The 25,914-nt window shown below is 67.4% G+C and carries 26 protein-coding genes; 10 read left to right on the top strand and 16 right to left on the bottom strand.

Going from position 1 to position 25,914, the window contains the following annotated elements:
• Window positions 1-118 precede the first annotated feature (118 nt).
• The 4 genes from LRR16_RS00245 to LRR16_RS00230 all read right to left on the bottom strand — a co-directional run bounded on the left by LRR16_RS00245 (window position 119) and on the right by LRR16_RS00230 (window position 4,973).
• Window positions 119-1,774, bottom strand: a complete 1,656-nt coding sequence (locus LRR16_RS00245; protein ID WP_232204320.1) for a PAS domain-containing methyl-accepting chemotaxis protein — start codon at window positions 1,772-1,774, stop codon at window positions 119-121.
• Window positions 1,775-1,810: 36 nt separating this feature from the next.
• Window positions 1,811-2,293, bottom strand: coding sequence for a chemotaxis protein CheW (locus tag LRR16_RS00240; RefSeq protein WP_006578649.1), 483 nt, complete (start codon window positions 2,291-2,293; stop codon window positions 1,811-1,813).
• Window positions 2,294-2,520: 227 nt separating this feature from the next.
• Entirely contained in the window at window positions 2,521-2,916 is a 396-nt protein-coding gene (locus LRR16_RS00235) for a response regulator (RefSeq protein ID WP_232204319.1), read from the bottom strand.
• A gap of 215 nt (window positions 2,917-3,131) precedes the next feature.
• On the bottom strand, window positions 3,132-4,973 hold the full coding sequence (locus tag LRR16_RS00230) for a putative bifunctional diguanylate cyclase/phosphodiesterase (RefSeq protein WP_370646726.1): 1,842 nt from the start codon (window positions 4,971-4,973) through the stop codon (window positions 3,132-3,134).
• 887 nt (window positions 4,974-5,860) lie between these two features.
• Here LRR16_RS00230 and LRR16_RS00225 point away from each other — a divergent pair.
• On the top strand, window positions 5,861-6,166 hold the full coding sequence (locus LRR16_RS00225) for an H-NS family nucleoid-associated regulatory protein (protein ID WP_006577758.1): 306 nt from the start codon (window positions 5,861-5,863) through the stop codon (window positions 6,164-6,166).
• A 143-nt stretch (window positions 6,167-6,309) separates the two neighbouring features.
• Here LRR16_RS00225 and galE read toward each other — a convergent pair whose 3' ends face one another.
• The gene (galE, locus tag LRR16_RS00220) at window positions 6,310-7,329 is read right to left on the bottom strand and encodes a UDP-glucose 4-epimerase GalE (RefSeq protein WP_232204317.1); all 1,020 of its coding nucleotides are present in this window, start codon (window positions 7,327-7,329) and stop codon (window positions 6,310-6,312) included.
• 59 nt (window positions 7,330-7,388) lie between these two features.
• Entirely contained in the window at window positions 7,389-8,405 is a 1,017-nt protein-coding gene (locus LRR16_RS00215) for a tyrosine-type recombinase/integrase (RefSeq protein WP_172682482.1), read from the bottom strand.
• 252 nt (window positions 8,406-8,657) lie between these two features.
• Between LRR16_RS00215 and LRR16_RS00210 the strand changes: the two genes are divergently transcribed.
• From LRR16_RS00210 to LRR16_RS00200, 3 genes are all read left to right on the top strand, one after another.
• Window positions 8,658-9,647: a nitronate monooxygenase family protein gene (locus LRR16_RS00210; RefSeq protein WP_006577756.1), complete on the top strand. Its 990-nt coding sequence runs from the start codon at window positions 8,658-8,660 to the stop codon at window positions 9,645-9,647.
• Between the two features lie 263 nt (window positions 9,648-9,910).
• Window positions 9,911-10,183 carry an AbrB/MazE/SpoVT family DNA-binding domain-containing protein gene (locus tag LRR16_RS00205; RefSeq protein ID WP_053824417.1) on the top strand — a complete coding sequence of 91 codons (273 nt, stop codon included), beginning with the start codon at window positions 9,911-9,913 and terminating at the stop codon, window positions 10,181-10,183.
• A 9-nt stretch (window positions 10,184-10,192) separates the two neighbouring features.
• Entirely contained in the window at window positions 10,193-10,603 is a 411-nt protein-coding gene (locus tag LRR16_RS00200) for a type II toxin-antitoxin system PemK/MazF family toxin (protein WP_232204316.1), read from the top strand.
• A gap of 67 nt (window positions 10,604-10,670) precedes the next feature.
• Here the strand turns inward: LRR16_RS00200 and LRR16_RS00195 are convergent, their stop codons facing one another.
• Entirely contained in the window at window positions 10,671-11,213 is a 543-nt protein-coding gene (locus tag LRR16_RS00195) for a PadR family transcriptional regulator (protein ID WP_023264889.1), read from the bottom strand.
• A 220-nt stretch (window positions 11,214-11,433) separates the two neighbouring features.
• On the opposite strand from LRR16_RS00195, the gene LRR16_RS00190 reads away from it, so the two are divergent.
• Window positions 11,434-11,670, top strand: a complete 237-nt coding sequence (locus LRR16_RS00190) for a hypothetical protein (RefSeq protein ID WP_006577752.1) — start codon at window positions 11,434-11,436, stop codon at window positions 11,668-11,670.
• Window positions 11,671-11,868: 198 nt separating this feature from the next.
• Here LRR16_RS00190 and LRR16_RS00185 read toward each other — a convergent pair whose 3' ends face one another.
• The 7 genes from LRR16_RS00185 to LRR16_RS00155 all read right to left on the bottom strand — a co-directional run bounded on the left by LRR16_RS00185 (window position 11,869) and on the right by LRR16_RS00155 (window position 18,955).
• A complete protein-coding gene (locus LRR16_RS00185; RefSeq protein WP_232204315.1) occupies window positions 11,869-13,338 on the bottom strand; it encodes a SulP family inorganic anion transporter in 1,470 nt (489 codons plus the stop codon).
• Window positions 13,339-13,576: 238 nt separating this feature from the next.
• Complete coding sequence (locus LRR16_RS00180; protein ID WP_232204314.1) at window positions 13,577-14,584, bottom strand: tripartite tricarboxylate transporter substrate binding protein; 1,008 nt, start codon at window positions 14,582-14,584, stop codon at window positions 13,577-13,579.
• A 65-nt stretch (window positions 14,585-14,649) separates the two neighbouring features.
• Window positions 14,650-15,381, bottom strand: coding sequence for an SDR family NAD(P)-dependent oxidoreductase (locus LRR16_RS00175; protein WP_006577749.1), 732 nt, complete (start codon window positions 15,379-15,381; stop codon window positions 14,650-14,652).
• Between the two features lie 256 nt (window positions 15,382-15,637).
• Window positions 15,638-16,840: a 3-oxoadipyl-CoA thiolase gene (gene pcaF, locus LRR16_RS00170; protein ID WP_023264891.1), complete on the bottom strand. Its 1,203-nt coding sequence runs from the start codon at window positions 16,838-16,840 to the stop codon at window positions 15,638-15,640.
• A gap of 89 nt (window positions 16,841-16,929) precedes the next feature.
• Window positions 16,930-17,577, bottom strand: coding sequence for a CoA transferase subunit B (locus LRR16_RS00165; RefSeq protein WP_006577748.1), 648 nt, complete (start codon window positions 17,575-17,577; stop codon window positions 16,930-16,932).
• 40 nt (window positions 17,578-17,617) lie between these two features.
• On the bottom strand, window positions 17,618-18,316 hold the full coding sequence (locus tag LRR16_RS00160; RefSeq protein ID WP_006577747.1) for a 3-oxoacid CoA-transferase subunit A: 699 nt from the start codon (window positions 18,314-18,316) through the stop codon (window positions 17,618-17,620).
• A gap of 432 nt (window positions 18,317-18,748) precedes the next feature.
• Window positions 18,749-18,955: a dodecin gene (locus tag LRR16_RS00155; RefSeq protein WP_053824425.1), complete on the bottom strand. Its 207-nt coding sequence runs from the start codon at window positions 18,953-18,955 to the stop codon at window positions 18,749-18,751.
• Between the two features lie 244 nt (window positions 18,956-19,199).
• Between LRR16_RS00155 and LRR16_RS00150 the strand changes: the two genes are divergently transcribed.
• Complete coding sequence (locus LRR16_RS00150) at window positions 19,200-19,808, top strand: phospholipase D family protein (RefSeq protein WP_082928726.1); 609 nt, start codon at window positions 19,200-19,202, stop codon at window positions 19,806-19,808.
• Window positions 19,809-19,810: 2 nt separating this feature from the next.
• Here the strand turns inward: LRR16_RS00150 and LRR16_RS00145 are convergent, their stop codons facing one another.
• The gene (locus LRR16_RS00145; RefSeq protein ID WP_006577745.1) at window positions 19,811-20,158 is read right to left on the bottom strand and encodes a hypothetical protein; all 348 of its coding nucleotides are present in this window, start codon (window positions 20,156-20,158) and stop codon (window positions 19,811-19,813) included.
• A 160-nt stretch (window positions 20,159-20,318) separates the two neighbouring features.
• On the opposite strand from LRR16_RS00145, the gene LRR16_RS00140 reads away from it, so the two are divergent.
• On the top strand, window positions 20,319-20,765 hold the full coding sequence (locus tag LRR16_RS00140) for a hypothetical protein (RefSeq protein WP_006577744.1): 447 nt from the start codon (window positions 20,319-20,321) through the stop codon (window positions 20,763-20,765).
• Between the two features lie 284 nt (window positions 20,766-21,049).
• Window positions 21,050-21,262, top strand: coding sequence for a hypothetical protein (locus LRR16_RS00135; RefSeq protein ID WP_006577743.1), 213 nt, complete (start codon window positions 21,050-21,052; stop codon window positions 21,260-21,262).
• 117 nt (window positions 21,263-21,379) lie between these two features.
• Here the strand turns inward: LRR16_RS00135 and LRR16_RS00130 are convergent, their stop codons facing one another.
• Window positions 21,380-21,772 carry a hypothetical protein gene (locus LRR16_RS00130; protein ID WP_006577742.1) on the bottom strand — a complete coding sequence of 131 codons (393 nt, stop codon included), beginning with the start codon at window positions 21,770-21,772 and terminating at the stop codon, window positions 21,380-21,382.
• A gap of 613 nt (window positions 21,773-22,385) precedes the next feature.
• Here LRR16_RS00130 and ligD point away from each other — a divergent pair.
• Window positions 22,386-25,358 (top strand): DNA ligase D, encoded by a 2,973-nt coding sequence (ligD, locus tag LRR16_RS00125; RefSeq protein WP_232204313.1) that lies wholly within the window; start codon window positions 22,386-22,388, stop codon window positions 25,356-25,358.
• A 171-nt stretch (window positions 25,359-25,529) separates the two neighbouring features.
• Window positions 25,530-25,880, top strand: coding sequence for a hypothetical protein (locus tag LRR16_RS00120; protein WP_043437056.1), 351 nt, complete (start codon window positions 25,530-25,532; stop codon window positions 25,878-25,880).
• Window positions 25,881-25,914 lie beyond the last annotated feature (34 nt).

Raw genomic sequence — 25,914 nt, 5'->3', positions numbered from 1 at the left:
GCGCTTGCCGGCTTGCTTTCCGGCTTCGTTGTCGTGCCGGTTGATACTGCTGTCCGTGCTTCGATCGGTGCCGGGCGCCTGCCGGCGTCCGTCCCGATCGCCCGTCAAAAACCCATCATCACGCGCGTGCCAGCCGCGGCGCTGCAGTGTCGGGCACCGCCGCGGCGCGCGGACGTTGCGGGCGCGGCTCGGCGTGCAGGCTGACGCGGAACACCGCCACCGCGTCGCGCAGCCGCGCGGCCTGGTCCTCGAGCGAACCGGCCGCGGCGGCGGCCTGCTCGACCAGCGCCGCGTTCTGCTGCGTGACCTCGTCCATCTGCGCCACCGCCTGGTTCACCTGCTCGATGCCCGAGCTCTGCTCGGCCGACGCCGCGCTGATCTCGCCCATGATGTCCGTCACCCGCTTGACCGCCTGCACGATCTCGCCCATGGTCTGTCCGGCCTGGCCCACCAGCGCCGAGCCGTTGTCCACCCGCGCCACCGTATCGCCGATCAGGCCCTTGATCTCCTTGGCCGCATTGGCGCTGCGCTGCGCCAGGCTGCGCACCTCGCCGGCCACCACCGCGAAGCCGCGGCCCTGCTCGCCTGCGCGCGCCGCTTCCACCGCCGCGTTCAGCGCCAGGATGTTGGTCTGGAACGCGATGCCCTCGATCACGCCGATGATGTCGACGATCTTCTTGGACGCACCGTTGATCTCGTCCATCGTCTGCACCACCCGGCCGACCACCTCGCCGCCCTTGACCGCAGTCTCCGACGCGTTGGCCGCCAGGCCGCTGGCCTGCCGCGCGTTGTCCGCGTTCTGGCGCACCGTGCCGGTCAGCTCTTCCATGCTCGACGCGGTCTCTTCCAGCGACGCCGCCTGCTGCTCCGTGCGCTGCGACAGGTCGTTGTTGCCGGCGGCCACCTGGCGCGTGGCCGTGGCGATCGCGCTCATGCCTTCCTGGATCTCGCGGACGACCGACAGCAGGCTGCGCTGCATGGTCTGCATCGCCTTGGCCAGCGCGCCGATCTCGTCGTTGCTGGAGAACTCGTAGCGCGTGGTCAGGTCGCCGGCACCCAGGCGCAGCGCGAAGTCCAGCATCTCGCGCATCGGCCGATGCACCATCGCCAGCAGCGCCGCGCCGGTGGCCATCGCCGACAGCCCCGCCAGTACGAAGCCGCCCCACAGCCATGGCCGCAGTGCCGCGCGCGTCTGCGGTTCGGCCAGCAACTCGAAGGCGACCAGCGCCGCCAGGAACCATGCCAGGCCCACGCCCTGCGACAGCATGATGCGGCCGCGCAGGCCCAGGCGGCGCAGCCCGTCGATCCAGCCCAGCGGCCCGCGGCGGACCACCGCGCCCTCGCGGATGCGGATGCCGCCGGCGTTGCCGGCGCGAATGCGCGCGTACGCGGCCTGCGCCGCCTCGATCTGCTCGGCGCTCGCCATCGAGCGCACCGACGTATAGCCGACGGTCTGTCCGTCGACGCGGGTCGGCGTCACCGTCGCGCTGACCCAGTAGTAGTCGCCGTTCTTGCGGCGGTTCTTGACCAGCCCGACCCACGAGCGGCCCGCCTGCAGCGTGCGCCACAGGTCCTCGAAGGCCTCGGGCGGCATGTCGGGATGGCGCACCAGATTGTGCGGAGCGCCGAGCAGTTCCTCGGCGGTAAAGCCGCTGACCTCGATGAACGCGCGGTTGGCGAAGGTAATGCGGCCCTTCAGGTCGGTGCGCGAGATCAGGTAATCGTTGGGCGCGAGCTTGTATTCGCGCGCGGTGACAGGCTGGTTGTTTCTCATGACGTTGTGCTGCTCGATTCGTTCGGGGTGCGCGCGTCAGGCCGCGGCGGCGGCTTCGATCGCGGCCAGCTCCTCGGTCGCCAGCAGCTTCTCGATATCGACCAGGATCAGCATGCGGTCTTCGACCGAGCCGAGGCCGCGGATGTATTCGGTGTCGAGATTGCCGGAGAACTGCGGCGTGGGCTTGATCTGGGCGGGGGTCAGCGTCAGCACGTCGGAGACGCCGTCGACGACGATGCCCGTGGTGCGATGGTTCAGGTCGACGATGATGACGACCGTGTACTGGTCGTAGCTGACGGTCTGCTGCTGGAACTTGATGCGCAGGTCGACGATCGGCACGATGGTGCCGCGCAGGTTGATCACGCCCTTCAGATAGGCCGGCGCGTTGGCGATCTGCGTGACCGCCTCGTAGCCGCGGATTTCCTGCACCTTGAGGATGTCGACGCCGTATTCCTCGCGACCCAGCGTGAAGGCGAGAAACTCCTCGCCGCTTCCTTCGGTCCTGATGCTGACGTTCATCTTGCGCTCCCGCTCCCCGGTTGTGGCCGTCGTTGCACGCTGGCGGAGTGCACCCCAGCCGGCCCGACCGCCTTTATTGACCACTGCGTGGCAACTGCCCTGGCAACTGCATGGCGATGGCGCCGCGATGGCGCGGCCCCAACGGCGCCCGCGAACGGCGCGCGCCTCGCCCCTTGCTGGTTATCGGCAGTTCCGATGCGCGGCTGAAGGGTCGGAAGCGGCCGGAATTACCCCTCTTCGGAGGGGGATAGCAGCGCGGCGACCGACTGCATCAGCTGATCGGGATCGAAGGGCTTGGGCAGGAAGCCGCTGGCGCCTGCCTCGCGCGCCTGCGCGCGGATCTGGCCGTCGGCCTCGGTGGTCAGCATCAGGATCGGCATCGCGGCGTAGCGCGTCGTGGCGCGCAGCCGGCGGATCAGCGTCAGGCCGTCCATGCCCGGCATCACCTGGTCGGTGACCAGCATGTCGAACGGCTGCGCCGGCGATGCGGCCTCGGCCGCCGCGTGCGCCTCGTCGCCGTCCCCCGCCTCGGCGACGTCGTAGCCGCCGGCGCGCAGGCAGGCGGCGATCATGCGACGCAGGGAAGGCGAATCGTCGACGACAAGAATGCGTTGAGCTGGCATGGCGGCTACCTCGAAACGGCGGCGGATCGGCCGGCATGGTCCGTGCGGCGATCCGTATGCTGTGCTGGTCGGCGCCGGCCCCTGCCGGCGCATCGCTGCGGCGCGTGCCGCCATATCGGACCGGGATCGGCCCCATACCGCGGCGCTGTGCGCCAACCAGACTTATCGGCCGGCAGGCTCGCTTCCTTTAGTTCGCAGGTTCCGAGGCGTGGCGTTCAGCGGCGCGCAGTGATCAGCAGGTCGGCGAAGCCGGCGGCTTCCATCGGGCGGGCCAGCAGATAGCCCTGCACTTCGTCGCAGCCCATGCGCGCCAGGATGTCCAGCTGGGCCTGCGATTCGACGCCCTCGGCTACCACGCGCATCCGCAGCTCGTGCGCCAGCGCGACCATCGAACCGACGATAGCGCGGCCCTGCGGATCCGACTCCAGGCCGCCGATCAGCGTGCGGTCGATCTTCAGCGTGCCGACCCGCAGCCGCTTCAGATAGCCCAGGCTGGAATAGCCGCTGCCGAAGTCGTCCAGCGCGACGTGGATGCCGAGCGCCTGCAGTTCGGTCAGCGTCTCCAACGACTGCGCGATGTCCTTCATCGCCGCCGTCTCGGTGATCTCGAGCGTGATCGCCGACGGCGGAATGTCGTGCTGGTGGATCTGCTCGAGCAGGTACTGCGGGAAATCGCGGCTGGCGAAGCGCAGCCCCGACACGTTGATCGCGACCGGGACCACCGGCAGGCCGGCGTCCTGCCACTCGCGCACCTGGCTGCAGACGCTGGCGATGACCCAGTCGTCCAGCTTGTCGATCTGACCGGACTGCTCGGCCACCATGATGAATTCGGCCGGATTGACCGCGCCGAGCGTCGGATGGCGCCAGCGGCAAAGCGCCTCGGCGCCCACCACGGTGCGCGCGTCGACGTCGAACTTCGGCTGGTATTCGAGCGACAGGCCGTCGTCCTGGATCGCCAGCCACAGGTCGCGGCGGATCACCCGCATGCGGCGCGCGCGCTCGCCGGCGGCGGAATTGAAGGTGCGCACCTGGTTCGAGCCGGATTCGCGCGCCTCGGACAGGCTGACGCGCGCCGCCTGCATCAGCCCTTCCGAGCTCTGCGCGTCGCGCGGATAGACCGCGATGCCGATATTGACGCCGATCTGCATCTGCAGGCCACGCGCGGTGACGAACTCGGAGATCGACGCCAGCACGCGCGAGCCGAGCTCGTGCGCGCGATTCGAATTGAGCAGCGCCGGGACGCCGACCGCGAACTCGTCGCGGGCCAGACGCGCCAGGAAGTCGTGCGGCTCCAGCGCGGCCTGGGCCAGCACGCTGGCGTCCTGAGCGAGGATGTCGTCGGCGCGCACCTCGAAGACTTCATCGACCTCGCGGAAGTCGGCGATATGGATCAGCAGCACCGCGCAGCTGGTCTCGGCCAGCCGCGCATGGGCGATCGACTGGTCGAGCCAGCGGGCGAACGCCGCGCGATCGGGCACATCGGTCGCCACGCTGTATTCACCGACGGTCGCCTGGCCGCGCCCCACGGGACGGACCGTCAACCGGCCCGGCATGCGGCCGTTCAGCCGGCGCACGATCCGCGCCGGCAAACCCGGCGACGCGCCGCCGTTGCGCTCGCTCTCGGGCTCGCCGGCATCGCTGAGCAGGACGTCGCGTTCGCGCTGCGGCGCATGGCGGCGGTCCAGCAACGACAACAGCGCGAACGCCGCCGTCCCCAGCACGGCCAGGCCAAGGCCGAACCAGGCCGGATGCAGCAGGTTCACCGCATCGATGCAGGCGGTGCGCGAGGCCGCGCCGCCGCACTGGTGGCCAAGCCCGATTCCTGCCGCGGCGATCACGCCCGCGCCGGCCAGCGTCGCCAGCATGGCGGCACCGCGCCAGTACGCCAGCGCGCGGTGCAGCCATTGGGCCAGCACCGTCGTCGCGATGCCGCCCACGAGCGCGGCCAGCGCCTGCGACCACTCCGCTGAACGCGGCACCGAGCCGGACAGCAACACGACCCAGACCGGCAGGCCGATCGACGCCTGCGACACCAGTCCCGCGGTCAGGGCCATCATGCGGCCGGACCATCCCGTCCCATCGCGGCCACGGCCGACAGCGCGAAGGCCGACGGCGATGCCGAGCAGGATGGCGAGCAGCAGAACGCTAAAACTCATATCGAAGGGGGCGCTGCGGAATGCGTGTAGGTGGCGCCGTCAGGCTCGGGCCCGCAGGCCGGCGACGGGACGCCCTTGGTATTGCGGAACCGCGTCGAGCGCGGCAAATCGTGGTGCGGGACCCCGGCGCACCGTGCACGCACCGGCTGCCGTCGGCCGCCGGGTCGGCATCGCCCGGGACGTTAGCATAGCCACCGCACGCAGTGCACGCGACGTCACCTTATTGCAACGAAAGCAGTCGGTGATCGCACGTTGCCTGGCTTCACCCGCGCTGGCAGCAAGCTGTGCGCGGACATTCGACGACGAAGACAGGACAAGGCGACGCAAGGACATGGGACGACTCGATCGATCAGTAGCGGCGGACAGTCCGCCAACCTGCCGGGCGACAGCCCATGCTGTGGGGATATCGACCGCCGGTGGGGATTACTTGAATCGGGGAATGGCGGCGGGGTCCCTGTGGCGGAGATCCGTGACGCCGACGGGCAATGGAAACGCGCCAAGGGCAACATCGCATCCGTTTTACCGCGCCATATTGCACAAAACGAATGCGACAAACGAAAGAGCCAGGCCCATGGCATCACGAAACCACGCCGGCGAGGCGGCAATCGCATGGAATCCGGCCAAAGATGACGCCGGCGACCGACCGGCGCGAGAAAAGTTCATCATGAAAGGTTTCGTGACCGATTTTGTCAAAAATCGGTTTCAACCTGCGCCAGCATTTGCATCGCTATCGCAGGCCGTTATAATTCATGCCGTTCATCTCGCCCACCGTAATCAGAGGTCTCAAAATGGCAACCTATCAGGAAATCGTTCAGAAAATCAACGAATTGCAGAAGCAAGCCGAAGAGATCAAGGCACGAGAGCAGGCAGCGGTAATCGACGATATCCGCAAGAAAATCGAAGAATATGGCTTGACCGCCGAAGATCTCGGTTTTGGCAGCAAGGCGGTACCCGGCAAGAAAACCGCGCGCAAAGTGCCTGTGCGCTATCGCGACAGCGCTGGCAATACCTGGACGGGCCGCGGCAAGCGCCCCGGCTGGCTGACCCAGGCGCTGGCCTCCGGAAAATCGATCGACGACTTCCTGGTGCGATAAAGGCAGCATCCGCCGGGACGCCTTGCGGCGTCACCACACCGGCAAGCCCCAGCCACCGGGATTGGGGTCGGCGCGGGGCAATAAAAAAACCGGGCCAAACCCAGGCCCGGTTTTTCATTGCGGCAATCGGCGAGGATCGTCCCTCAGGACGCAAACCCCAGCGGATTCATCGACTGCCAGCGCCACGAGTCCGCGCACATCCGGTCCAGATCGTGACGCGCCTGCCAGCCGAGCAGGCGCTGTGCCAATGCCGGGTCCGCATAGCACGAGGCAATATCCCCGGGGCGGCGGGCGACGATTTCATACGGAATCGATTTCCCGCTGGCGCGGCGATACGCTTCCACCACCTCCAGCACGCTGTAACCGCGGCCCGTTCCCAGGTTGACCGTCATTCCCTCGCCGCGCTCGTTCAAATAGCGCAGCGCCGCCAGATGGCCGTCGGCCAGGTCGCAAACGTGAATGTAGTCGCGCACGCCGGTGCCGTCCGGGGTCGGATAGTCGCCGCCAAACACCATCAGGCGCTCCCGGCGGCCCGCCGCCACCTGCGCCACATAGGGCATCAGATTGTTCGGCACGCCGCCCGGATCCTCGCCGATCAAGCCGCTTTCGTGCGCCCCGACCGGGTTGAAGTAGCGCAGATACCCAATACGCCAGTGCGGGTCGGCGCGTTCGAGATCGCGCAGGATCTGCTCGCCCATCAGCTTGGTCTGGCCGTAGGGATTGGTCGCCGACAGCGGGAATTCCTCGCGGATCGGCACCGCATGCGGATTGCCATAGACGGTGGCCGAGGAGCTGAATACCAGCGTCTTGACGCCGGCCCCCTGCATCGACGCGCACAGCGTCAGCAGGCCGTTCAGGTTGTTGTCGTAGTAGGCGAGCGGCTGCGCCACCGATTCGCCGACCGCCTTCAGCGCGGCGAAATGGATCGCGCCGCCGATCTTGTGCTCGGCGAACAGCCGGTCCAGCAAGGCGCGGTCGCGCACGTCACCCTCGACGAATCGCGGCGTCTTGCCGGAAATGGTGGCGATCCGGTCGACCACCGCACGGTTGCTGTTGGACAGATTGTCCAGCCCGACCACGTCGTAGCCGGCCGCGAGCAGTGCAACCCAGGTATGCGAAGCGATATAGCCGGTGGCACCGGTCAGCAGCAGAGTGTCTGGCATCGTGAACTTTATCGATTGAACATGCGGACGGCGGGGCCGAGCCACCGCCGTCAGGGGCGTTATGGTAACCCGGCCGGCGATCCCGCCCCGGCCGCGGCAAGCTGGCCGCTGCGCGCCTGCCAGGCGGTATACGCTGCGTGCAGCCGCCAGCCCGACTCCAGATCGCGCATGCCCAGATACTGTGCGACGGTGGCCGGCTCGGCGCCGGCCTCGAAATGCAGCGCGCCATAGCTGTTGCGCAGCGTCTGCGGCGAGGCGCGCTCGGTGCGTCCGTCCAGCACGCCGGCCTCGTCCAGCAACTGCTCGACCCGCCGGTACAGCGAGGCGGCGTGCAGCGGCCGTCCCGCGGGCTGTGCCGGAAACACCAGCGTGCCGAGCGTGCCACCCGCCTCTCGCACCGCCAGCCAGGCAAGCAGGGGCCGGCGGGCGAAGTCGAACACGGGCGCGCGATAGGTGCGGCCGTTGTCGGTACGGGTCAGCCGCAGCTCGCTGGCGTCGGACGCAATGCTGTCGAGCCGCAGCCCCCGTACCTCGCCTACCTTGAGGCCGGCGCCCAGCATCGTGGCGACCACCGCGATGTCCCGCGCGCGCTTCCAGGCGGTCGCGCTCGGCGTGGCATCCGCGTCCGGCATCGTGACCGGTTCCAGCACACGCGCCACCACGGCGTCGCGCTCGGCCGGCAGCAGGAAGGGGGTCGGATCGTTGTCGCCTTCGGCCAGATGGGCCCGCACCGCCTGGCTGCCGGGGTTATGCAGGCCCGCCTGCTGCAGCGACAGGTAGTGAAAGACGCGCTCGATCAGCCGCGTATAGCGATAGCGATGGCGCTTGTGGAGCCCCTCGGCATCCAGGAAGGCGCCGATCTGCGCGGCCGACCACGACAGCGGCGCGACGCCATGTTCGCGCGACCAGCGCAGCAGCTTGCCCCACATGGCCCGATAGACCACTGCGGTGCCATGGCCAAAGCCATGGACCGCCAGCCAGCCATCGAAAGCCCGCTCGGGATCGGCATGCCAGTCCGCCAGATTGCCTTCGAACAGATCGCGGCCCGCGGCTGCCGGTCGAGGATCGTCGCTCACCTGCACTCCTGCTGATTCATTGGGCACATTGTAGACAAGGCGCCACCGCGTCCCCACGCAGCGGATGCGCGGCACCGTACGGTAATCGCCCGGCGCAAGCGTCACAGCGCGCCAATGCGTTGGTCACGGGTATTGAAAGCCTGCGAACGCCGTGCTAACTTTCGATTCACTATGCAACTGGTTGCATATCGATGCAGCCATCGATTGCAGCCATCCATCGAACACAACCCTTCTTTACGAACCGAGGCCGCCATGTCCCTTCCTCCGCTCCTGCAACGCCTGCGCCTGCCAGTGGTGTGCTCGCCGCTGTTCATCATCTCCAATCCCGATCTGGTGATCGCGCAGTGCAAGGCCGGCGTGGTCGGCTCCTTCCCCGCGCTGAACGCACGGCCGGCCTCGCTGCTGGAGGAATGGCTGGACCGCATCACCACCGAGCTTGCCGAGCACGACGCCAGGCATCCGGACCGCCCGTCGGCTCCGTTCGCGGTCAACCAGATCGTGCACAAGTCGAACGACCGTCTCGAGCACGACCTGGAGCTGTGCGTGCGCTACAAGGTACCGATCGTGATCACCTCGCTGGGCGCGCGTGTCGAGGTCAACCAGGCGGTGCACTCGTATGGCGGCATCGTGCTGCACGACATCATCAACAACACGTTCGCCCACAAGGCGATCGACAAGGGCGCCGACGGCCTGATCGCGGTCGCCGCGGGCGCCGGCGGCCATGCCGGCACGCAGTCCCCGTTTGCGCTGCTGCATGAAATCCGCGAATGGTTCGATGGTCCGCTGCTGCTGTCGGGCGCCATCGCCAGCGGCAACGGCATCCTGGCGGCGCAGGCCGCGGGCGCCGACCTCGCGTATATCGGCTCTGCCTTCATCGCCACCGAGGAAGCCAACGCGCAGCCGGCCTACAAGCAGATGATCGTGGACAGCACGGCCGGCGATATCGTCTATTCGAACCTGTTCACCGGCGTGCACGGCAACTACCTGCGCCAGAGCATCGTCAACGCCGGCCTCGACCCGGAAGCACTGCCCGCGTCCGACCCGACCGCGATGAACTTCGGCTCGAACCGGGTCAAACCGTGGAAGGACATTTGGGGCGCCGGCCAGGGCGTCGGCGCGATCAAGCGCGTGGTACCCGCCGCCGACCTGGTCGACCGCTTCGCCGAGGAATACGCGCTGGCCCGCCGCCGGCTGGGGCTGGCTGACGTCGGCGCGGGCGTTGGGGTGAGGGATCTGGTGTAAACGAAACCGGACGGGGGACCGTCCTGGCCCCCGTCTCCATTGCAGTGAGCCAGATTGACACCCCCTATTCACGTATCTACACTGTAGATACGTGAGGACGCCGCACCGCAGCCGTCCCGTTACCAAAGTTATGAATTGGTTGACGGTGGAGCAAAAGAATGGAGCTGTCTGCGATATAGCCTGCGGTCCCGCTCCCCGAACATGACGACCAGATCACGGGGGGCTCTCCTCACGCGCGAAGTTTGAAAGTGGAGGAACAGCTAATGACCGCATTGACAGTGAAGCGTTGGGGCAACAGTCTTGCTCTTCGCATTCCGTCGTACTTGGCAGAAGAAGCAAATATCACTGAGAACGCGGTGATAGAGGCGACGGTACTTGAGGGGAAATTGGTCCTGGAGAAGAAGGCCGAGCCTTCCTTCTCGCTGGAGGAGTTCATCCTCGAACTGCAAGCCGGGCATGAGGTCGAGGCTACCGTTGATTGGGGAGCTCCGGTAGGCAATGAATTTGGTGCCGCGGGCAATCCTGATAACGACTGATGATTGTCTATGCGATCAACCACGACGAGCGGCACGGCAATCGGCGCGTTCGCAACGGCCGACGTTCAGCATCGAGTTCCCCAAGCGGGTGAAATCTGGTGGATGAGCCTCGATCCAACGAAGGGACATGAACAAGCGGGCTTCGGGCCCATACTGGTGTTGTCGCCGGCAGGAATCAACGGCCCGACAAAGCGCTTTATCGGGGTTCCGCTGACGACCTCTCTCGCGCCCGCCGGCACCGCTCGTGCCCGCATGCAAGTGCGTATATCGGGCATGCCGCGCGAATGCGCGGCCTTGCCGGATCAAATCACCACGTTGGATTGGATCGCCCGAAGTGCCCGCTATGATGGGCAATGCGCGACCGAACAGGAACTCAAAGAGATTCGACTGCGGGTGGCAGCGATCTGCGGTATCGGTTAGCGAAGTCCCATTCCATATCGACATCCTGGTGCGGCGATGGCGGGCAACAACACCATTGCCGCGCGGGCTACCGCCCGCCCTCCGGCTCCAGCAACGGCAACACCGCCGTGCCCCACGCCACCCAATCCTCTTCGTAACGGATCCCGCGGCGCAGCAGCGCATGCCGCAGCTGTTGGGCGCGGTCCGGGTGCGGAGCGGCGAAGTCACGCTGCTCGATCGCGCGATAGGTTGCCAGCCGTTCTTCGTGCAACGCGATCATCCGCCGCATCTCGTCGCCCAGTCCGAGCGGGCCGGCCACCGCGTCGGCGCGCAGCTTGACCAGGATCTCGTCGCGCTGGTCCAGCCCGGCCGTCGGCGACAGCACCCAGCGCACCAGCTCCTCCCGCCCCGCCGGCAGCACACGATAGACCTTCTTGCGGCTGCGCGCGTCCGTTTCGTCGTCCTGCGCGGCAATCCAGCCGCGTTCGGCCATGCGGCCGAGTTCGCGATAGATCTGCTGGTGGGTGGCGTGCCAGAAATAGCCGATCGACTTGTCGAAGCGCCGCGCCAGTTCGTAGCCTGACGAGGGCTTCTCCATCAACGAGGTCAGAAGGGCGTGCTGGATCGACATGCGGACGATGGGAGCGAAATGCGCGCCGGAATGCGCGCAAAGCGCCAATGGTAGCGCATGGAGGCGGCGCGCAAGCCATCGGCTCGGCCCTGCACCCTATTGCTCGCAATATGACAAATGGAGCCGATGGCTAGGCCAGAATTAAAAAAGGTGAAATAGCAAATCGGCTGGCGCTGCAATACATTGGAGACAAAGCCGCATTTGATCAGGAACAGCCGCCATGCCCGGATCGCACGATCTCGCCGAGGAGCGGGATATTCCGTGGGAAGGCGACGGTCCCTCCGCAGTGGAAGGCCGAATCGCCGCCCCAACCAGCGCCGCCCCGTCCAGCGCCATCTATTACCGCCTGCCGGATACCCCGGTCGGCCATCACATCAAGGAGTATCCCAGCGGGCTGCGCCAGCTGGTCCGCTTTGTCGGCGTCGAGGAACAGGTGGTCAAGGTCAGCCTGAACTGAGGCCGAGTCAAGGCCCAGGCCAAGACCCGAGCCCGCCCGACGCCCAAGCCGAGGCAGCCGCGCTGCCGCGGCTCCCAACGATGTCTCCTCCTGCCCGGGTGGGCCGGAACTCGAGCTCGCTGCCAGTCGCGAGCTTTTTTTTGCCGCCGCTCCCGGCGACCCGTGCCGGCGACCCGTGCCGGCAGCCAGTGCCGGCGATCAGTGCGCCGGCAATTCCCGGACATCCCCGCCCTTGTCGTGCAATGCAAAGCGCTCGACCATCGCTGCGCTGGGCGCGTTCAGCCCGACGACCTCGACGTCGATTCCGGCCCGCCGCAGTTTGAGCACGACCTTGTCGAGCGCCCCGATCGCGGTGATGTCCCAGAAGTGAGCCCGGCTGACATCGATCCGAATGCGTTTGACCTCTTCCTTGATGTCGAAGGCGCGGACGAACTGGTCGGCGCAGGCGAAGAACACCTGGCCCGTCACCGTGTAGACACGCACGCCGCCCTCCAGCGACGACGCGACATCCAGCATCCTGCCCACCTTCCACGCGAAGAACACGCCCGACAGCAACACGCCGACCAGCACGCCGCGGGCCAGATCGTGAGTCATCACAACCACCGCGACCGTGGCAATCATCACGATGCTGGAGCTGGGCGGGTGCTCGCGCAGGCGGCGAATCGAGGCCCAGTTGAAGGTGCCGATCGACACCATGATCATCACCGCGACCAGCGCCGCCATCGGAATGCGGGCAACCCAATCGCCCAGGAACACCACCATCACCAGCAGCAGCACGCCGGCCACCAAGGTAGACAGCCGTCCGCGGCCGCCGGATTTCACATTGATCACCGACTGCCCGATCATTGCGCAGCCCGCCATGCCGCCCAGCAGGCCGGCGGCGATATTGGCCACGCCCTGCCCCATGCATTCGCGATTCTTGTCGCTGGGCGTGTCCGTCATGTCGTCGACGATGGCCGCGGTCATCATCGATTCGAGTAGCCCGACCACCGCCAGCGTCGCCGAATACGGCAGCACGATTGCCAGCGTCTCCAGGTTCAGCGGCACCTGCGGCAGCAGGAACATCGGCAAGCTGTCCGGCAGCTGGCCCATGTCCCCGACGGTGCGGATGTCCAGCCCGAGCAGCATCGACACCGCGGTCAGCACGACGATCGTCACCAGCGGCGACGGCACGGCGCGCGTGATCCGCGGCAGCAGATAGATGATCGCCAGGCCGGCGGCCACCATCGCGTAGACGTGCCAGCTGACGCCGATCAGTTCTGGCAGCTGCGCCATGAAGATCAGGATCGCCAGCGCATTGACGAAGCCTGTGATCACCGAGCGCGACACGAAGCGCATCAGCACGCCCAGCCGCAGCCGGCCAGCCAGGATCTGCAGCACGCCGGTCAGCACGGTGGCGGCCAGCAGGTATTGCAGGCCGTGCTCCTTGACGAGGGTGACCATTACCAGCGCCATCGCGCCGGTGGCGGCCGAGATCATGCCAGGCCGTCCGCCGGCGAAGGCAATGACCGTGGCAATGCAGAAGGACGCGTACAGGCCGACTTTCGGATCGACGCCCGCGATGATGGAAAAGGCGATGGCTTCGGGGATCAGCGCAAGCGCGACGGCGGTGCCGGCGAGCAGGTCGTTGCGGATATTGCCGAACCATTGCTGGCGCAAGGAAAGCATGGGTCTGGTCTATGGAGGGCGCCGCGCGCGCTCGCAACCGCGTTGCGACGAAAAAACAGGGGAAGGCGAATCGGAGTGCAGTCCGGCGTTCGGGCGTGGCATGGGGATGCCGGCCGGAAGCTGCGCTGAAAGCCGCGGATTATACCGGCCCCAAAAAGCGACGGCCATGAAAAAGCCGGCCCGAAGGCCGGCTTTCCCGTCGTTGCGCCGCGCGAACCTGGCGCGGCATCCGCAACGATCAGTCCACGGTCGCGCCCGAGGCCTTGACGACCTTGGCCCACTTGGCCGCTTCGGTCTTCATGAAGGCAGCCAGTTGTTCCGGCTTCTCGGGGTTGGGCTCGGCGCCCTGACCGGCCATCTGCTTCTGCACGTCGGGCATGGCCAGGATCTTGACCACTTCGGCGTTCAGGCGATCGACGATGGCCTTGGGCGTGCCGCCAGTGGCGTACAGCGCGAACCACGACGTCGCTTCATAGCCCGGCACGCCGGCTTCCGCGACGGTCGGCACGTCAGGCAGCGCCGGCGAACGCTTGGCCGAGGTCACGGCCAGCGGGCGCAGCTTGCCGGCCTTCACGTGCTGGTACGACGACGGCAGGTTGTCGAACATCAGGCCGATCTGGTTGCCCAGCAGATCGTTGACCGCCGGGGCGCTGCCCTTGTACGGCACGTGCTGGATGTTCAGGCCGGTCATCGAGTTGAACAGTTCCCCCGACAGATGCATCGACGAGCCGTTGCCCGACGAGCCGTAGCTGATCTTGTTCGGATTGGCCTTGACGTAGGCGATCAGCTCCTTGACGCTCTTGGCCGGCACGTTGGGGTTGACCACCACCAGGTTCGGCACCATCGCGACACGGGTGATCGGCGCGAAGTCCTTGACCGGGTCGTACGGCAGCTTCGAGTACAGCGACTGGTTGATCGCGTGCGTACCGATGGTGCCCATGAACAGCGTGTAGCCGTCGCCCGGCGCCTTGGCCGCCAGCGAGGCGCCGATGTTGCCGCCCGCGCCCGGACGGTTCTCGATGACCACCGGCTGGCCGAGCGCCTTGCCCAGCTGCAGGCCGACGATGCGGGCCAGGATGTCGGTGGTGCCACCGGCCGAGAACGGCACGATCATCGTGATCGGCTTGGTCGGATAGCCATCCTGCGCGTAGGCAGCGCCGGAGACGCCGGCGAACGTGGTAGCCAGCGCGACGCCGGCGGCCAGCAGGCGGCGGCGCGCCTGCGACGGTTGCGACTTGAACTTCATCGTATGCTCCAGGGAGTTTCCTCGGTGGCCGTCCATGCGGGCCACGACTTGTAATAGGGCCGCGCCTAGACCGGTGCGACGCCCAGCGTGGTACCGCCACAGACGTACAACACCTGTCCGGTGACGAAACCATTTTCGGGGGAGAGAAAGAACAGCGTGGCGCGCGCCACGTCCTCGGGCGTGCCCATGCGCTTGACCGCGATGCTGGCCAGGATGCGCTTGGTCTGCTCGCTGCCCTCGGGATTGCTGCGGCGGAACAATTCGGTGGCGATCGGCCCGGGCGCAACCGCGTTGACGGTGATGCCGTCGCCGCCGAGCTCCATCGCCAGCGTGCGCGTCATGCCGACCATGCCAGCCTTGGTGGCGGAGTACACCACGCGCTCGGGCTTGCCCAGCGCCGCGCGCGAGGCCATGTTGACGATGCGGCCGAAGCCCGCGGCGCGCATTGCCGGCAGGCAGGCCTGCGTCAACAGCAGGCTCGCCTGCAGGTGCAGGCCGACCACGTAGTCGAGATCCTCGACGGTCGCGCTATCGGCGGTGCCGGGACGGGTCGCGCCGGCATTGTTGACCAGGCGCGTGATGGCGAAACGCGACGTCACCTCGGCAGCCGCAGCGCGCGTGGCCGCGGCGTCGGTCAGGTCCGCCTGGAAAAAGGTCATGTTGGGATGCGACCAGCCCGGGGCGGCATAGTCGACATTGACGACGCGGGTCACGCCGTCGGCCAGCAGCATTTCGCTGATGGCGCGGCCGATGCCGGAACTGGCGCCGGTGACGAGCGTGGCAACGGGAAGAGACATCCGATTACTCCATGCCGGTATGGAACCGGTACTGCGAAGATTCAGCAGAAGTTCAGCGCAAATTCGGGCGCAAAGAAAGCGTGCGGCGGACCGGCGAGCCAGTCGGCCCGGCCGCACCAACTGCGTTGGGAAATCTGTCGCAGCGCTGAGCGTCGGCGCCTGCCTTGGTCAACGGCAGGCGCGCCGCAAAACTTGAGCGGATGGAGCGGCTTGAGCGGCTCGAGCGTCCTCTCGGCGCTGCGAATGCGGGCGCCGCTCAGACGCGCTCGATCACCATCGCGATACCCTGGCCCACGCCGATGCACATCGTGCACAGCGCGAAGCGGCCGCCGGTGCGATGCAGCTGGTACATCGCGGTGGTCACCAGGCGCGCGCCGCTCATGCCGAGCGGGTGGCCCAGCGCGATCGCGCCGCCGTTCGGATTGACGCGCGCATCGTCATCGGCGACGCCGAGCTCGCGCAGCACCGCCAGCCCCTGCGCGGCGAACGCTTCGTTCAGCTCGATCACGTCGATCTGGTCCATCGTCATGCCCAGCTGCTTGAGCAGCTTCTGCGTGGCCGGCGCCGGGCCGATGCCCATCACGCGCGGCGCCACGCCGGCGGTCGCCATGCCGACGATGCGGGCCTTCGGCGTCAGGCCGTGCTGGCGCGCGGCGGCCTCGCTGGCGAGCAGCAGCGCGCAGGCGCCGTCATTGACGCCCGAGGCGTTGCCGGCGGTCACGGTGCCGTCCGGACGTACGACGCCCTTGAGCCTGGCCAGCGCTTCCATGCTGGTGGCGCGCGGGTGCTCGTCGCGCTCGACGACGATCGGATCGCCCTTCTTCTGCGGGATCGTGACCGCGGTGATTTCCTGCGCCAGCGTGCCGTCGGCCTGCGCGCGCGAGGCCTTTTCCTGGCTGCGCAGCGCCATCAGGTCCTGGTCTTCGCGGCTGATCTTGTAGTCGGTGGCGACGTTCTCGGCGGTCTCGGGCATCGAGTCCACGCCGTAGGCCGCGCGCATCGCCGGGTTGATGAAGCGCCAGCCGATGGTGGTGTCGAAGATCTGCGCGTCGCGCGAGAACGCGGTGGTGGCCTTGCCCATCACGAACGGGGCGCGGCTCATGCTCTCGACGCCGCCGGCAATCATCAGCCCGGCTTCGCCGGCGCGGATCGCGCGCGCGGCGGTGCCGGTCGCGTCCATGCCCGAGCCGCACAGGCGGTTGATGGTCGCGCCGGGCACGCTTTGCGGCAGGCCGGCCAGCAGCAGCGACATGCGCGCAACGTTGCGGTTGTCTTCGCCGGCCTGGTTGGCGTTGCCGTAGATCACGTCGTCGATCGCGCTCCAGTCCAGGTTCGGATTGCGCGCCATCAGCGCCTTCAGCGGTACCGCGCCCAGGTCGTCCGCGCGCACCGCGGACAGGCTGCCGCCGTAACGGCCGATGGGGGTGCGGATCGCGTCGCAGATAAAGGCTTCGGTCATGGTGTCTCGTCCTTGGTTTCAGTGGTGGTGGCGGCGGTATCGGCAGCAACTGCGATCCGTCGCCATCGGATGGTGCATCAGGCGGGGCATCAAGCGGGCTGCGCCTGCTTCAGCGGCACGCCGGTCAGGCGCTGCAGCTCGTCGAACGACAGGCCTTCGACCAGGTCGCGGGCGACCAGGCCGTCCGGGGTCACGTCGATGGTGGCCAGGTCGGTGTAGACGCGGGTCACGCAGCCGATGCCGGTCAGAGGATACGTGCATTCGGGAACGATCTTGCTCTCGCCCTGCTTGGTCAGGTGTTCCATCATGACGAACACCTGCTTGGCGCCGATCGCCAGGTCCATCGCGCCGCCGACGGCGGGAATCGCGCCCGGCGCGCCGGTGTGCCAGTTGGCCAGGTCGCCGGTGGCCGACACCTGGAACGCGCCGAGCACGCAGTAGTCCAGATGGCCGCCGCGCATCATCGCGAACGAATCGGCGTGATGGAAATACGAGGCGCCGGGCTTGATCGTGACCGGCTGCTTGCCGGCGTTGATCAGGTCGCCGTCTTCCTCGCCGGGCGCGGGCGCCGGGCCCATGCCCAGCAGGCCGTTCTCGCTGTGCAGCAGGATCTCGCGGTCGGCCGGCAGATGGTTGCCGACCAGGGTGGGCAGGCCGATGCCGAGGTTGACCACGGCACCGTCCGGAATGTCTCGGGCCACGCGGGCGGCCATCTGATCGCGGGTCAGGCGTTGCATATCGCTTCTCTCTTCGATGCGGGTTGGGCGCGTCCGCGCGTCAGGCGGCGTTGGCCGCGGCGTTGTCTGCGGCAGCGGCGTCGACCTTGACGACGCGCTTGACGAACAGGCTCGGCGTGACGATGTGCTCGGGGTCCAGTTCGCCCAGTTCGACCACGCGGCTGACCTGCACGATCGCGCATTTGGCGGCCATCGCCATGATCGGGCCGAAGTTGCGCGCAGTCTTGCGGTAGGTCAGGTTGCCCCAGCGGTCGGCGGTGTCGGCCTTGATCAGCGCGAAGTCGGCGTGGATCGGCGACTCGAACACATAGCCCTGGCCGTCGATGATGCGGGTTTCCTTGCCCTCGGCCAGCGGCGTGCCGTAGGCGGTGCGGGTGAAGAAGCCGCCGATGCCGGCGCCGGCGGCGCGGATGCGCTCGGCCAGGTTGCCCTGCGGCACCAGTTCCAGCTCGATCTGGCCGGCGTGGTACAGCGAATCGAACACGTAGGAATCGACCTGGCGCGGGAACGAGCAAATGATCTTGCGCACGCGCTTGGCCTTGAGCAGCGCGGCCAGGCCCGTTTCGCCGTTGCCGGCGTTGTTGTTGACGATGGTCAGGTCGCGCGCGCCCTGGGCGATCAGCGCATCAATGAGTTGCGCCGGCATGCCGGCGAGGCCAAAGCCGCCGATCATGATGGTCGCGCCATCATGGATGTCGGCCACCGCCGATTCCACCGAGTCGAAGAGCTTGTTGATCAATTGCGTTCCAGTCGAGATGGCCTGGCCGGACCGGCCGGAGCCCGCCGCCCGACGTGTCGGGCGGCCGCTGGAAGCGTCGTCTCCGGAGGGTTCTGCCTGGCGTGGTTCCGGGCGCGCCGTGGCGGCGCCCATAAAGGCCCTAGCAGTCAAACGATGGTCCGTCATGCGGACTCTTGTTGTTGCCGATGTTCGCTATACGAACTTCAATTCGCAGAATGAACAACAATGCAGAGGGTACACCCGTGGGGTTCCGGGGTCAAGGCGGGAGCCCGGGCGCCCCTGCAGAGATGGAAGTGAAACCGCAAGCCGCGCGCCGCTTCAGCGGAACAGTCAGGCAGCAGCGAGGAACACCAAAGGAAGGAAGAAAGGAAGGAAGGAATCCAACACGGCGGCGGCGGCCGCGGCATGCGCGGCGCCAGCCGTGCGGCACGCTCATTCGACGCGGAAGCCGACTTTCAACGTGACCTGGTAGTGCGCGATCTGGCCATTGACGATATGGCCGCGCATTTCCACCACCTCGAACCAGTCCATGTTCTTGATGGTCTCCGACGCCTTGGCGAGCGCGCTGCGGATCGCGGCATCGGTGCCGTCGGGCGACGTGCCGACGATTTCGACGAGCTTGTAGGTGTGATTCGACATCGCTTGCCTCCAAGGGTTGGGCGCCGGGCTGATGGCGCCTGGGTTGGGATAACCGATCGGCGTCGGCATGTGCCGGCGCGCGTTTCATCATAGGCAGCCGGGCCGCGCCGTTCCAACCGCCTTGCCTTTGCGTGCTCGCGCTGCTAACTTCCCCGCCTCGCAACGTTTCCATTTCGATTCGTTATTCAATTGGCTACCGTTGCCGCGAGCGGCGCGCTCCGCGGCAACGCATTCACGCTGTCTCATGTCCTTTGTGTTTCGCGCGCCCGCCATCGTCGCCGGCGCCCTGTTGTCCGTTCTGCTTTCTTCTTCACTGCTGGCGCCCGCCGCGTCCGCGCGCATCCTGCCCCGCAGCGGCGAAGTGCCGATAGCCCCCGCCGACGGCGCGCGCAGCTTCGCTGACGGCGCCAATTACGCGCTGTGCTTCACGCCCGATGGCGAGAGCTGCCAGGCCATGCTGGTCGACGCGATCCGCAATGCGCGGCGCAGCGTGCTGGTACAGGCGTATTCGTTCACCAGCAAGCCGATCGCCGAGGCGCTGATGCAGGCGCGCAAGCGCGGGGTCGATGTGCGCGTGATCCTGGACAAGAGCCAGGTGTCCGAGCGCTATACCAGCGCCACCTTCCTGAAGCACCAGGGCATCGAGGTGATGATCGATTCGCGCCCCGCCATCGCGCACAACAAGGTGATGATCTTCGACGGCGAGGCGGTCTTCACCGGCTCGTTCAACTTCACCAAATCGGCCGAGGAACGCAACACCGAGAACGGCATCCTGATTCGCGGCGATGCACGTCTGGTCAAGCGCTACGTCGACAATTGGCAGAGCCGGCATCGGCTGTCATTGCCGTACTAGGCTCAATCGTTGTCCTCCGAGGCCGCGCCGCCACGGCGCCCGCGCGAGCCGTACAGATCGGTTTCCTCGAGGCCGCGCTCGATATCGCGCGCGGCCTGACGTCCCACCGGCCGGCTGCCGGTGTGCTGGCTCTGATGCGATTCGTCGCGCTCGTGCGGCAGGCGCGGCATCGGTTCGCCGCCGCCCTTCTGCGGCAGCGTGCCGGGGTCCGGCTGCGACTTCTCGGCCAGCGGTCCCGGACCCTCGCTGGTTCCCTGTGCCGTTCTTTCTCCCGTCGTCTCGCCCTGCGGCCGTCCGCCGGCCTGACCCTGCCGAGGTTCACGTTCCGGATGCGTCGGTTGCTTGGTCATATGCCCTCCCCTGACCGAATGTTGACCATCGACGACACGCAAACGCCATACCTGCGTCGTCTCATGCCCGGGCGCCCGGCTTGCAATCATGTTGCGGCGCGGTGGCACGCCCATTGCACGACACCAAGGCGCGGCATTTCGCCGCTGATGGAGACCAGCAATGAAACAGCAACAGCAACCGCAGGCGCAGCAAGGCGGCACCGAAAAGGGTGGCATGGGCCAGGGTGGCCAATCGTCTCAGCAGCATCAGCAGAGCGGCAGCCAGACCGGCCAGCAGGGCGGAATGGGTAACCAAAGCGGCCAGGGCGGTCAGCAACAGCAAGGCGGTCGCCAGGGCGGTCAGCAGGGCGGCATGGGCCAGAGCGAAGGCGGCATGGGCGGCATGGGCGGCCAGTCGCAGCAAGGCGGCGGCCAGAGCGGCCAGCAGGGCGGAATGGGTAACCAAAGCGGCCAAGGCGGCCAGCAGCAGCAAGGCGGCAGGCAGAGCGGCCAGCAGAGCGGCATGGGCGGCCAGAGCGGCGGCCAGCAACAACAGCAGTCCGGCACCAGCGGCCAGCCTGGGCAGCAGTCCTCCGGCGGCCAGTCGGGCCAGAACCGCGAGCGGTAATTGCCGATGATCGGCTGCCTTCCATCGGCAGCAAAGGGACGCATCCGCGTCCCTTTTTTCTTCCCCTTCCCTCCCCTTCTTACGACCCGTGAAAATTCCTCACGGCATCGCTGTGGTCATTCGCTGACAACGCAATCCGCCGATCGCCGAGGCCGCGCCGCGGATCAAGCCGACGTGCCGCGCGCGCCGTCGCTCCTACGCTGGTAAGCAAGAACGCGAGATCGCGCCGCCGTGCTGCGTTCGCGAGCGCGGCATCGCGTTACCAACATCAAGGGGAGCGTGCGATGCAAGGCAAGACGACGACCCTGCGCGAGGCCGCGCAGAAATGGCTGCCGCTGTCGGCCAGCCACCCATGCCGGGTCACCCGTTTCGGACATACCGGCAGCGGCCGCGTGCCCTATGCGTGCATCGGCTTCGAACGCGCGGGAAAACGGCTGTCGATCGTCTTCTTCCGTCATCGCGACGGTTCGTGGTACGTGTTTCCGCCGCAGCGATAGAGGGACACCGATCGACAGCATTCAGTGGCGGCCTCGTTGAAACGACAGGAGCGCGGCGGGCCGATGCCCGCCGCGCTCCTTGCTGTCCCCGGTACTCGAATCGATGCAGCCGGCCGATCAACCTCCGTCGAGGAACTGGCTGCGCTTGCCGACGCGCGAGCCCAGCGTCGACAGGTCGTGATAGTGCGTGTCGTGATTCTCCATGCGCGCGTCGTAGCTGCCGCTCATCGGCATCGGCTGCGTGCCCGCCGGCGCCAGATACTGCTGCGTCGGCTGGTTGGTGCCCTGCGTATACGGATCGAACTTGTCGCCCACGCGCGCGCCGCTGCTGTACGGATCGCGCGTGCCTGCCGCGGCCGGATTGGCGGGATCGTATTGGCCCGCCGGTGCGGTACCCGGCGCGGTGCCGGTGGCAGCGCCGCGGTCACCCGGCACCTGCGCCAGCGCGACGCAGGAACCGGTCAATGCCAGCGCGGCGAGCGCGCTACGTACGAGGTGGTGTTTCGTCATGTTGTTCACTCCTGAGACGGCCCATGCATGCCGCGATGGCGCGCGCGTTGGCGGCACGCCCGCGGCCACGCCAGGCGGGTTCGTGATCAGGCCCTGCCGGCACGGCGATGCCCCGCGCAGGACCCGGCCTACGCCGCCCATGACGCGAAACGCATGCCAGAAACAACAGGTCTTCCACGCGCGGCCGACACGCTTCGCCGCGCGCCACGGCGACGCAATGGCTCGCGGCAATCACCGCAGGCCGCGCCGCGGCGACACGCGGCCATATCGCCGGTCAACACGGCGCGATGCGTCTGGCTCGTACTTTTTACTCGGCCATGCAGGATGTGCACGGCGGCGTCTGTGCGGCAGCGCCCATAGCGCGGCAACATGCCCGCTGTTCGTCATGCGGATCCGCTCGCCCCGCTATCCCGCCATGGTGGCGATCGTTCCGGTCATTGCCGGATGTAGGACGGTGGCCGATGGATCGCCGCATTCCGATTGCCTATAAGCGAACTAACAAGCGAAATCTCAAGCGAAATCTCAAGCGAAATCACGGCAATGCAAATGCCGCGCTTGACGCGAAGGACCAGGGCCACGCAATTCCGCGTGTTCCGATCGAGGAGCGGCCGCAATGGCGACAAAGCGAGCAGCAAAGCAGCCGGCCAAGGCCGCAGCGAAGCGAACCGGCAGGCAGACCCCTGCAGCCGCGGCCAAAGGCTCGGGCACACGGTCGACGTCGCGCGCCGCCGCGCGTCCGGCGGCACCGCGCGCGGCGCGAGGCGCGAATCCCGACCCGCTGCAGCGCTATCGCACGATGCGCGACTTTGGCACGACGGCGGAACCGGCCGGCCGCGCGGTCGCCCAGCGTGCCGCGGCGAAAACCGCCGAAGCGCTGTCGTTCGTCGTGCAGAAACACGCGGCGCGCCGCCTGCACTACGACTTCCGCCTCGAACTCGACGGCACGCTCAAGAGCTGGGCCATTCCGAAGGGTCCAAGCCTGGACCCGGCCGACAAACGGATGAGCGTCCACGTCGAGGACCACCCGCTCGAATATGCGAACTTCGAAGGCGTGATCCCCGAAAAGCAGTACGGCGCCGGCACCGTGATCGTCTGGGACCGCGGCACCTGGCTGCCGATCGGCGATCCGCATCAGGGCTATCGCGACGGCAAGCTCAAGTTCGAGTTGCAGGGCGAGAAGCTGCATGGGGCCTGGACACTGGTACGGATGCGCGGCCGGGACGAACGGCAGGAGCCATGGCTGCTGATCAAGGAGCGCGACGACGCGGCGCGGCCGGCGGCGGAGTTCGATATCACCGAGGCGATGCCGGACAGCGTACTGGGCGGTGGCGCGCTGGAGACGGACGGCGCGCGCGCGCGCAAGGCATCGTCGAAGACCGCGCCGAAGCCCTCGACCAATACGGCAACCAAGACCGCAACCAGGACCGCGGCAACCAAAGCCGCGAAGAAAACAGCCTCCGGCAAATCGGCGGCCAGCGGCAAGACTGCCGCCAGCAAGCGGTCCGCGGCCAGCGCCATCCGGCTTCCACCCGGCGCGCGCCGCGCCGCACTGCCGCTGACGCTGGCGCCGCAGTTGGCGACGCTGGTGCAAGGCGCGCCCGCCGATGCGCAGAACTGGATCTACGAGCTCAAGTTCGACGGCTATCGCCTGCTGGCCCGCATCGACGGCAGCGACGTCAAGCTGTTCACGCGCAATGGCCACGACTGGACGTCGAAGCTGAAGACGCTGGCGCGCGAACTCGGCACGTTGAATCTGCCGTCGGCCTGGCTCGACGGCGAGATCGTCGTCGTCGACAAGGACGGCAGCACCGATTTCCAGGCGTTGCAGAACGCCTTCGACAGCGACCGCACCGATGCGATCCAGTTCTTCGTGTTCGACGTCCCGTACTATGCCGGCCACGATCTGCGCCAGGTCGCGCTGGTCGAGCGCCGCGACCTGCTGCGGCGGGTATTCGAAGAACACAACGTGTCGGCGCATCTGCGTTTCAGCGAGAGCTTCGAGGCAGGCCCCGAGGAGATCCTCAGCGCGGCTTGCCGGTTGCGGCTCGAGGGGCTGATCGGCAAGCGCGTCGATGCGCCGTATGTGTCCGCGCGCTCGCCGAACTGGATCAAGCTCAAATGCAGCGAACGGCAGGAGTTCGTGATCGGCGGCTTCACCGAGCCCAAGGGCACGCGCAACGGTCTGGGCGCCCTGCTGCTGGGCATCCACGACGAATCGGGCCGGTTGATCTATGCCGGCAAGGTCGGCACCGGCTTCGACACGAAGACGCTCGATACGATCCGGGCCAAGCTCGATGCCCTGCGCACCGATGCCTCCCCGTTCGACAAGATGCCGGCAATCGCCAAGGGCGTGAAGGGCATCTGGGTTCGGCCCAAGGCGGTCGCCGAGGTGTCGTTCGGCTCGTGGACGCGCGACGGACTGATCCGCCATGCGGTCTTCCATGGACTGCGGTCCGACAAGAGCGCCAGCGCAATCGGCAAGGAGAAGGCGATGCCCGCTCCAGGGAAGACCGTGGGCAAGGGAAAAACGGTGGCCTCCGAGCGGAAGGCGAACGATAAGACGAAGGACAAGACGAAGCAGGACGACAAACCGGCGAAGTCCGCCAGAAAGCCGGGCAAGGCCGACGAGCCAGAGACCGCGGAAACGTCGCGATCGGCCAGACCCGCTGCCGCGACGAAGTCCTCCTCCGGCCGCCAGCAGATCGGCAACGTCCGCGTCAGCCATGCCGATCGCGTCATCGATCCGTCGACCGGCGCGACCAAGGGCGACCTGGTGCGCTACTACGAGGCGGTCGCCCCGCGCATGCTGCCGGAATTGCGCGGCCGGCCGCTGGCGGTGCTGCGCGGCCCGTCCGGCGTCGGCGGCGAACTGTTCTTCCAGAAGCATGCCGAGACCTTCAACATCGCCGGCGTCAACCGCCTCGATCCGTCGCTGTGGCCGGGCCACCCGCCGATGATCGAGGTCGCCAGCGAGACCGGCATCGTCGCCGCGGCGCAGCTCAACGTGATCGAGTTCCATACGTGGAACGCCGACAAGCGCCAGATCGAAAAGCCCGATCGCGTGATCTTCGACCTGGACCCCGGAGAGGGCGTGCCCTGGAAGCATGTGGTCGAGGCGGCCGCGCTGACCAAGGGCATGCTCGACGAGCTCGAGCTGACGGCCTTCCTGAAGACCAGCGGCGGCAAGGGCCTGCACGTGGTAGTGCCGATCACGCGCCGGCTCGGCTGGGACGAGGTCAAGGACTTCGCCCAGCAGCTGGTCGTGCATATGGCAAAGACCATCCCGCAGCGCTTCGTCTCCAAGAGCGGTCCGCGCAACCGCGTCGGCAAAATTTTCATCGACTACCTGCGCAACGGGCGCGGCGCCACCACGGTGGCCGCGTTCTCGGCGCGCGCGCGGCCGGGCCTTGGCGTGTCCATCCCGTGCAGCTGGGACGAGCTGCCATCGCTGCGCTCGGGCGCGCAATGGACCATCGCCAACGCCCTGGCGCGCATCGAGGAGATGGAGCACGCCGATCCCTGGGCGGACTACGGCAGCACCAGGCAGACGCTGACCGCGGCGATCCGGCGCCTCGGCAACGGCTGAAGCCCCCCGGACCGGCGCCCCGCCGCCGTTCCACCCCCGCAGTGCATCATGCGGCTCCCCCGTGTCGGACAAACGAGGGCATGGTTCTTGCCACTTCGGACACATGCGTCCGCGCATTGCAGCGCCGGACGCGTGACGGAACGACGACGCAAGCACGAACCGGGAGCCACCATGACAACCCCTCGGACCACGATCCGCATTGCCCACTTTGCCGCCCTGGCGCTGATGACGGCGCTCGCCTGGACCCCCGCGCAGGCCCGCCTGCCGGCGCCCACCGCCGAACAGCAGCGCGCCGCCGACGAACGCAAGGCCAAGGAGGCCGAGGTCGCCAAACAGCAGGCCGACGCGCTGGCGCGCGTGCAGGACCAGATCGCCGCCCGCTTCGGCAAGGGCGCGCAGCCGTCCGGCACCACGCCGCCCAGCGAGGTCTCGCAGAAAGCGGCCGAGGTCCGGCCCAGCGGCCCGCATGGCGGCACCGCCCCCAGCGCGGAGGCCCACTCCGGTCAGGCGCAGCGCCGCTAAAGCCACTTATCGAGCGAATTCCGCCTCAAAAGTG

The organism is Cupriavidus sp. UGS-1, from assembly GCF_021213615.1.
GTDB lineage: Bacteria > Pseudomonadota > Gammaproteobacteria > Burkholderiales > Burkholderiaceae > Cupriavidus.
Note: the sequence above shows the minus strand (reverse complement) of the source record. Positions and strands in the feature narration are given on the sequence as shown.

Excerpts from the sequence above, each read along its gene's own strand:
- LRR16_RS00190 (WP_006577752.1), top strand. The coding sequence starts at position 11,434 with ATGCCCGGATCGCACGATCTCGCCGAGGAGCGGGATATTCCGTGGGAA.
- LRR16_RS00195 (WP_023264889.1), bottom strand. The coding sequence starts at position 11,213 with ATGTCGATCCAGCACGCCCTTCTGACCTCGTTGATGGAGAAGCCCTCG.
- LRR16_RS00200 (WP_232204316.1), top strand. The coding sequence starts at position 10,193 with ATGCGATCAACCACGACGAGCGGCACGGCAATCGGCGCGTTCGCAACG.
- LRR16_RS00155 (WP_053824425.1), bottom strand. The coding sequence starts at position 18,955 with ATGTCGAATCACACCTACAAGCTCGTCGAAATCGTCGGCACGTCGCCC.
- ligD (WP_232204313.1), top strand. The coding sequence starts at position 22,386 with ATGGCGACAAAGCGAGCAGCAAAGCAGCCGGCCAAGGCCGCAGCGAAG.
- LRR16_RS00205 (WP_053824417.1), top strand. The coding sequence starts at position 9,911 with ATGACCGCATTGACAGTGAAGCGTTGGGGCAACAGTCTTGCTCTTCGC.
- LRR16_RS00165 (WP_006577748.1), bottom strand. The coding sequence starts at position 17,577 with ATGCAACGCCTGACCCGCGATCAGATGGCCGCCCGCGTGGCCCGAGAC.
- LRR16_RS00130 (WP_006577742.1), bottom strand. The coding sequence starts at position 21,772 with ATGACGAAACACCACCTCGTACGTAGCGCGCTCGCCGCGCTGGCATTG.
- LRR16_RS00150 (WP_082928726.1), top strand. The coding sequence starts at position 19,200 with ATGTCCTTTGTGTTTCGCGCGCCCGCCATCGTCGCCGGCGCCCTGTTG.
- LRR16_RS00180 (WP_232204314.1), bottom strand. The coding sequence starts at position 14,584 with ATGAAGTTCAAGTCGCAACCGTCGCAGGCGCGCCGCCGCCTGCTGGCC.
- LRR16_RS00185 (WP_232204315.1), bottom strand. The coding sequence starts at position 13,338 with ATGCTTTCCTTGCGCCAGCAATGGTTCGGCAATATCCGCAACGACCTG.
- LRR16_RS00230 (WP_370646726.1), bottom strand. The coding sequence starts at position 4,973 with ATGATGGCCCTGACCGCGGGACTGGTGTCGCAGGCGTCGATCGGCCTG.
- LRR16_RS00225 (WP_006577758.1), top strand. The coding sequence starts at position 5,861 with ATGGCAACCTATCAGGAAATCGTTCAGAAAATCAACGAATTGCAGAAG.
- LRR16_RS00135 (WP_006577743.1), top strand. The coding sequence starts at position 21,050 with ATGCAAGGCAAGACGACGACCCTGCGCGAGGCCGCGCAGAAATGGCTG.
- LRR16_RS00245 (WP_232204320.1), bottom strand. The coding sequence starts at position 1,774 with ATGAGAAACAACCAGCCTGTCACCGCGCGCGAATACAAGCTCGCGCCC.
- LRR16_RS00175 (WP_006577749.1), bottom strand. The coding sequence starts at position 15,381 with ATGTCTCTTCCCGTTGCCACGCTCGTCACCGGCGCCAGTTCCGGCATC.
- LRR16_RS00235 (WP_232204319.1), bottom strand. The coding sequence starts at position 2,916 with ATGCCAGCTCAACGCATTCTTGTCGTCGACGATTCGCCTTCCCTGCGT.
- LRR16_RS00145 (WP_006577745.1), bottom strand. The coding sequence starts at position 20,158 with ATGACCAAGCAACCGACGCATCCGGAACGTGAACCTCGGCAGGGTCAG.
- LRR16_RS00140 (WP_006577744.1), top strand. The coding sequence starts at position 20,319 with ATGAAACAGCAACAGCAACCGCAGGCGCAGCAAGGCGGCACCGAAAAG.
- LRR16_RS00120 (WP_043437056.1), top strand. The coding sequence starts at position 25,530 with ATGACAACCCCTCGGACCACGATCCGCATTGCCCACTTTGCCGCCCTG.
- pcaF (WP_023264891.1), bottom strand. The coding sequence starts at position 16,840 with ATGACCGAAGCCTTTATCTGCGACGCGATCCGCACCCCCATCGGCCGT.
- LRR16_RS00210 (WP_006577756.1), top strand. The coding sequence starts at position 8,658 with ATGTCCCTTCCTCCGCTCCTGCAACGCCTGCGCCTGCCAGTGGTGTGC.
- galE (WP_232204317.1), bottom strand. The coding sequence starts at position 7,329 with ATGCCAGACACTCTGCTGCTGACCGGTGCCACCGGCTATATCGCTTCG.
- LRR16_RS00240 (WP_006578649.1), bottom strand. The coding sequence starts at position 2,293 with ATGAACGTCAGCATCAGGACCGAAGGAAGCGGCGAGGAGTTTCTCGCC.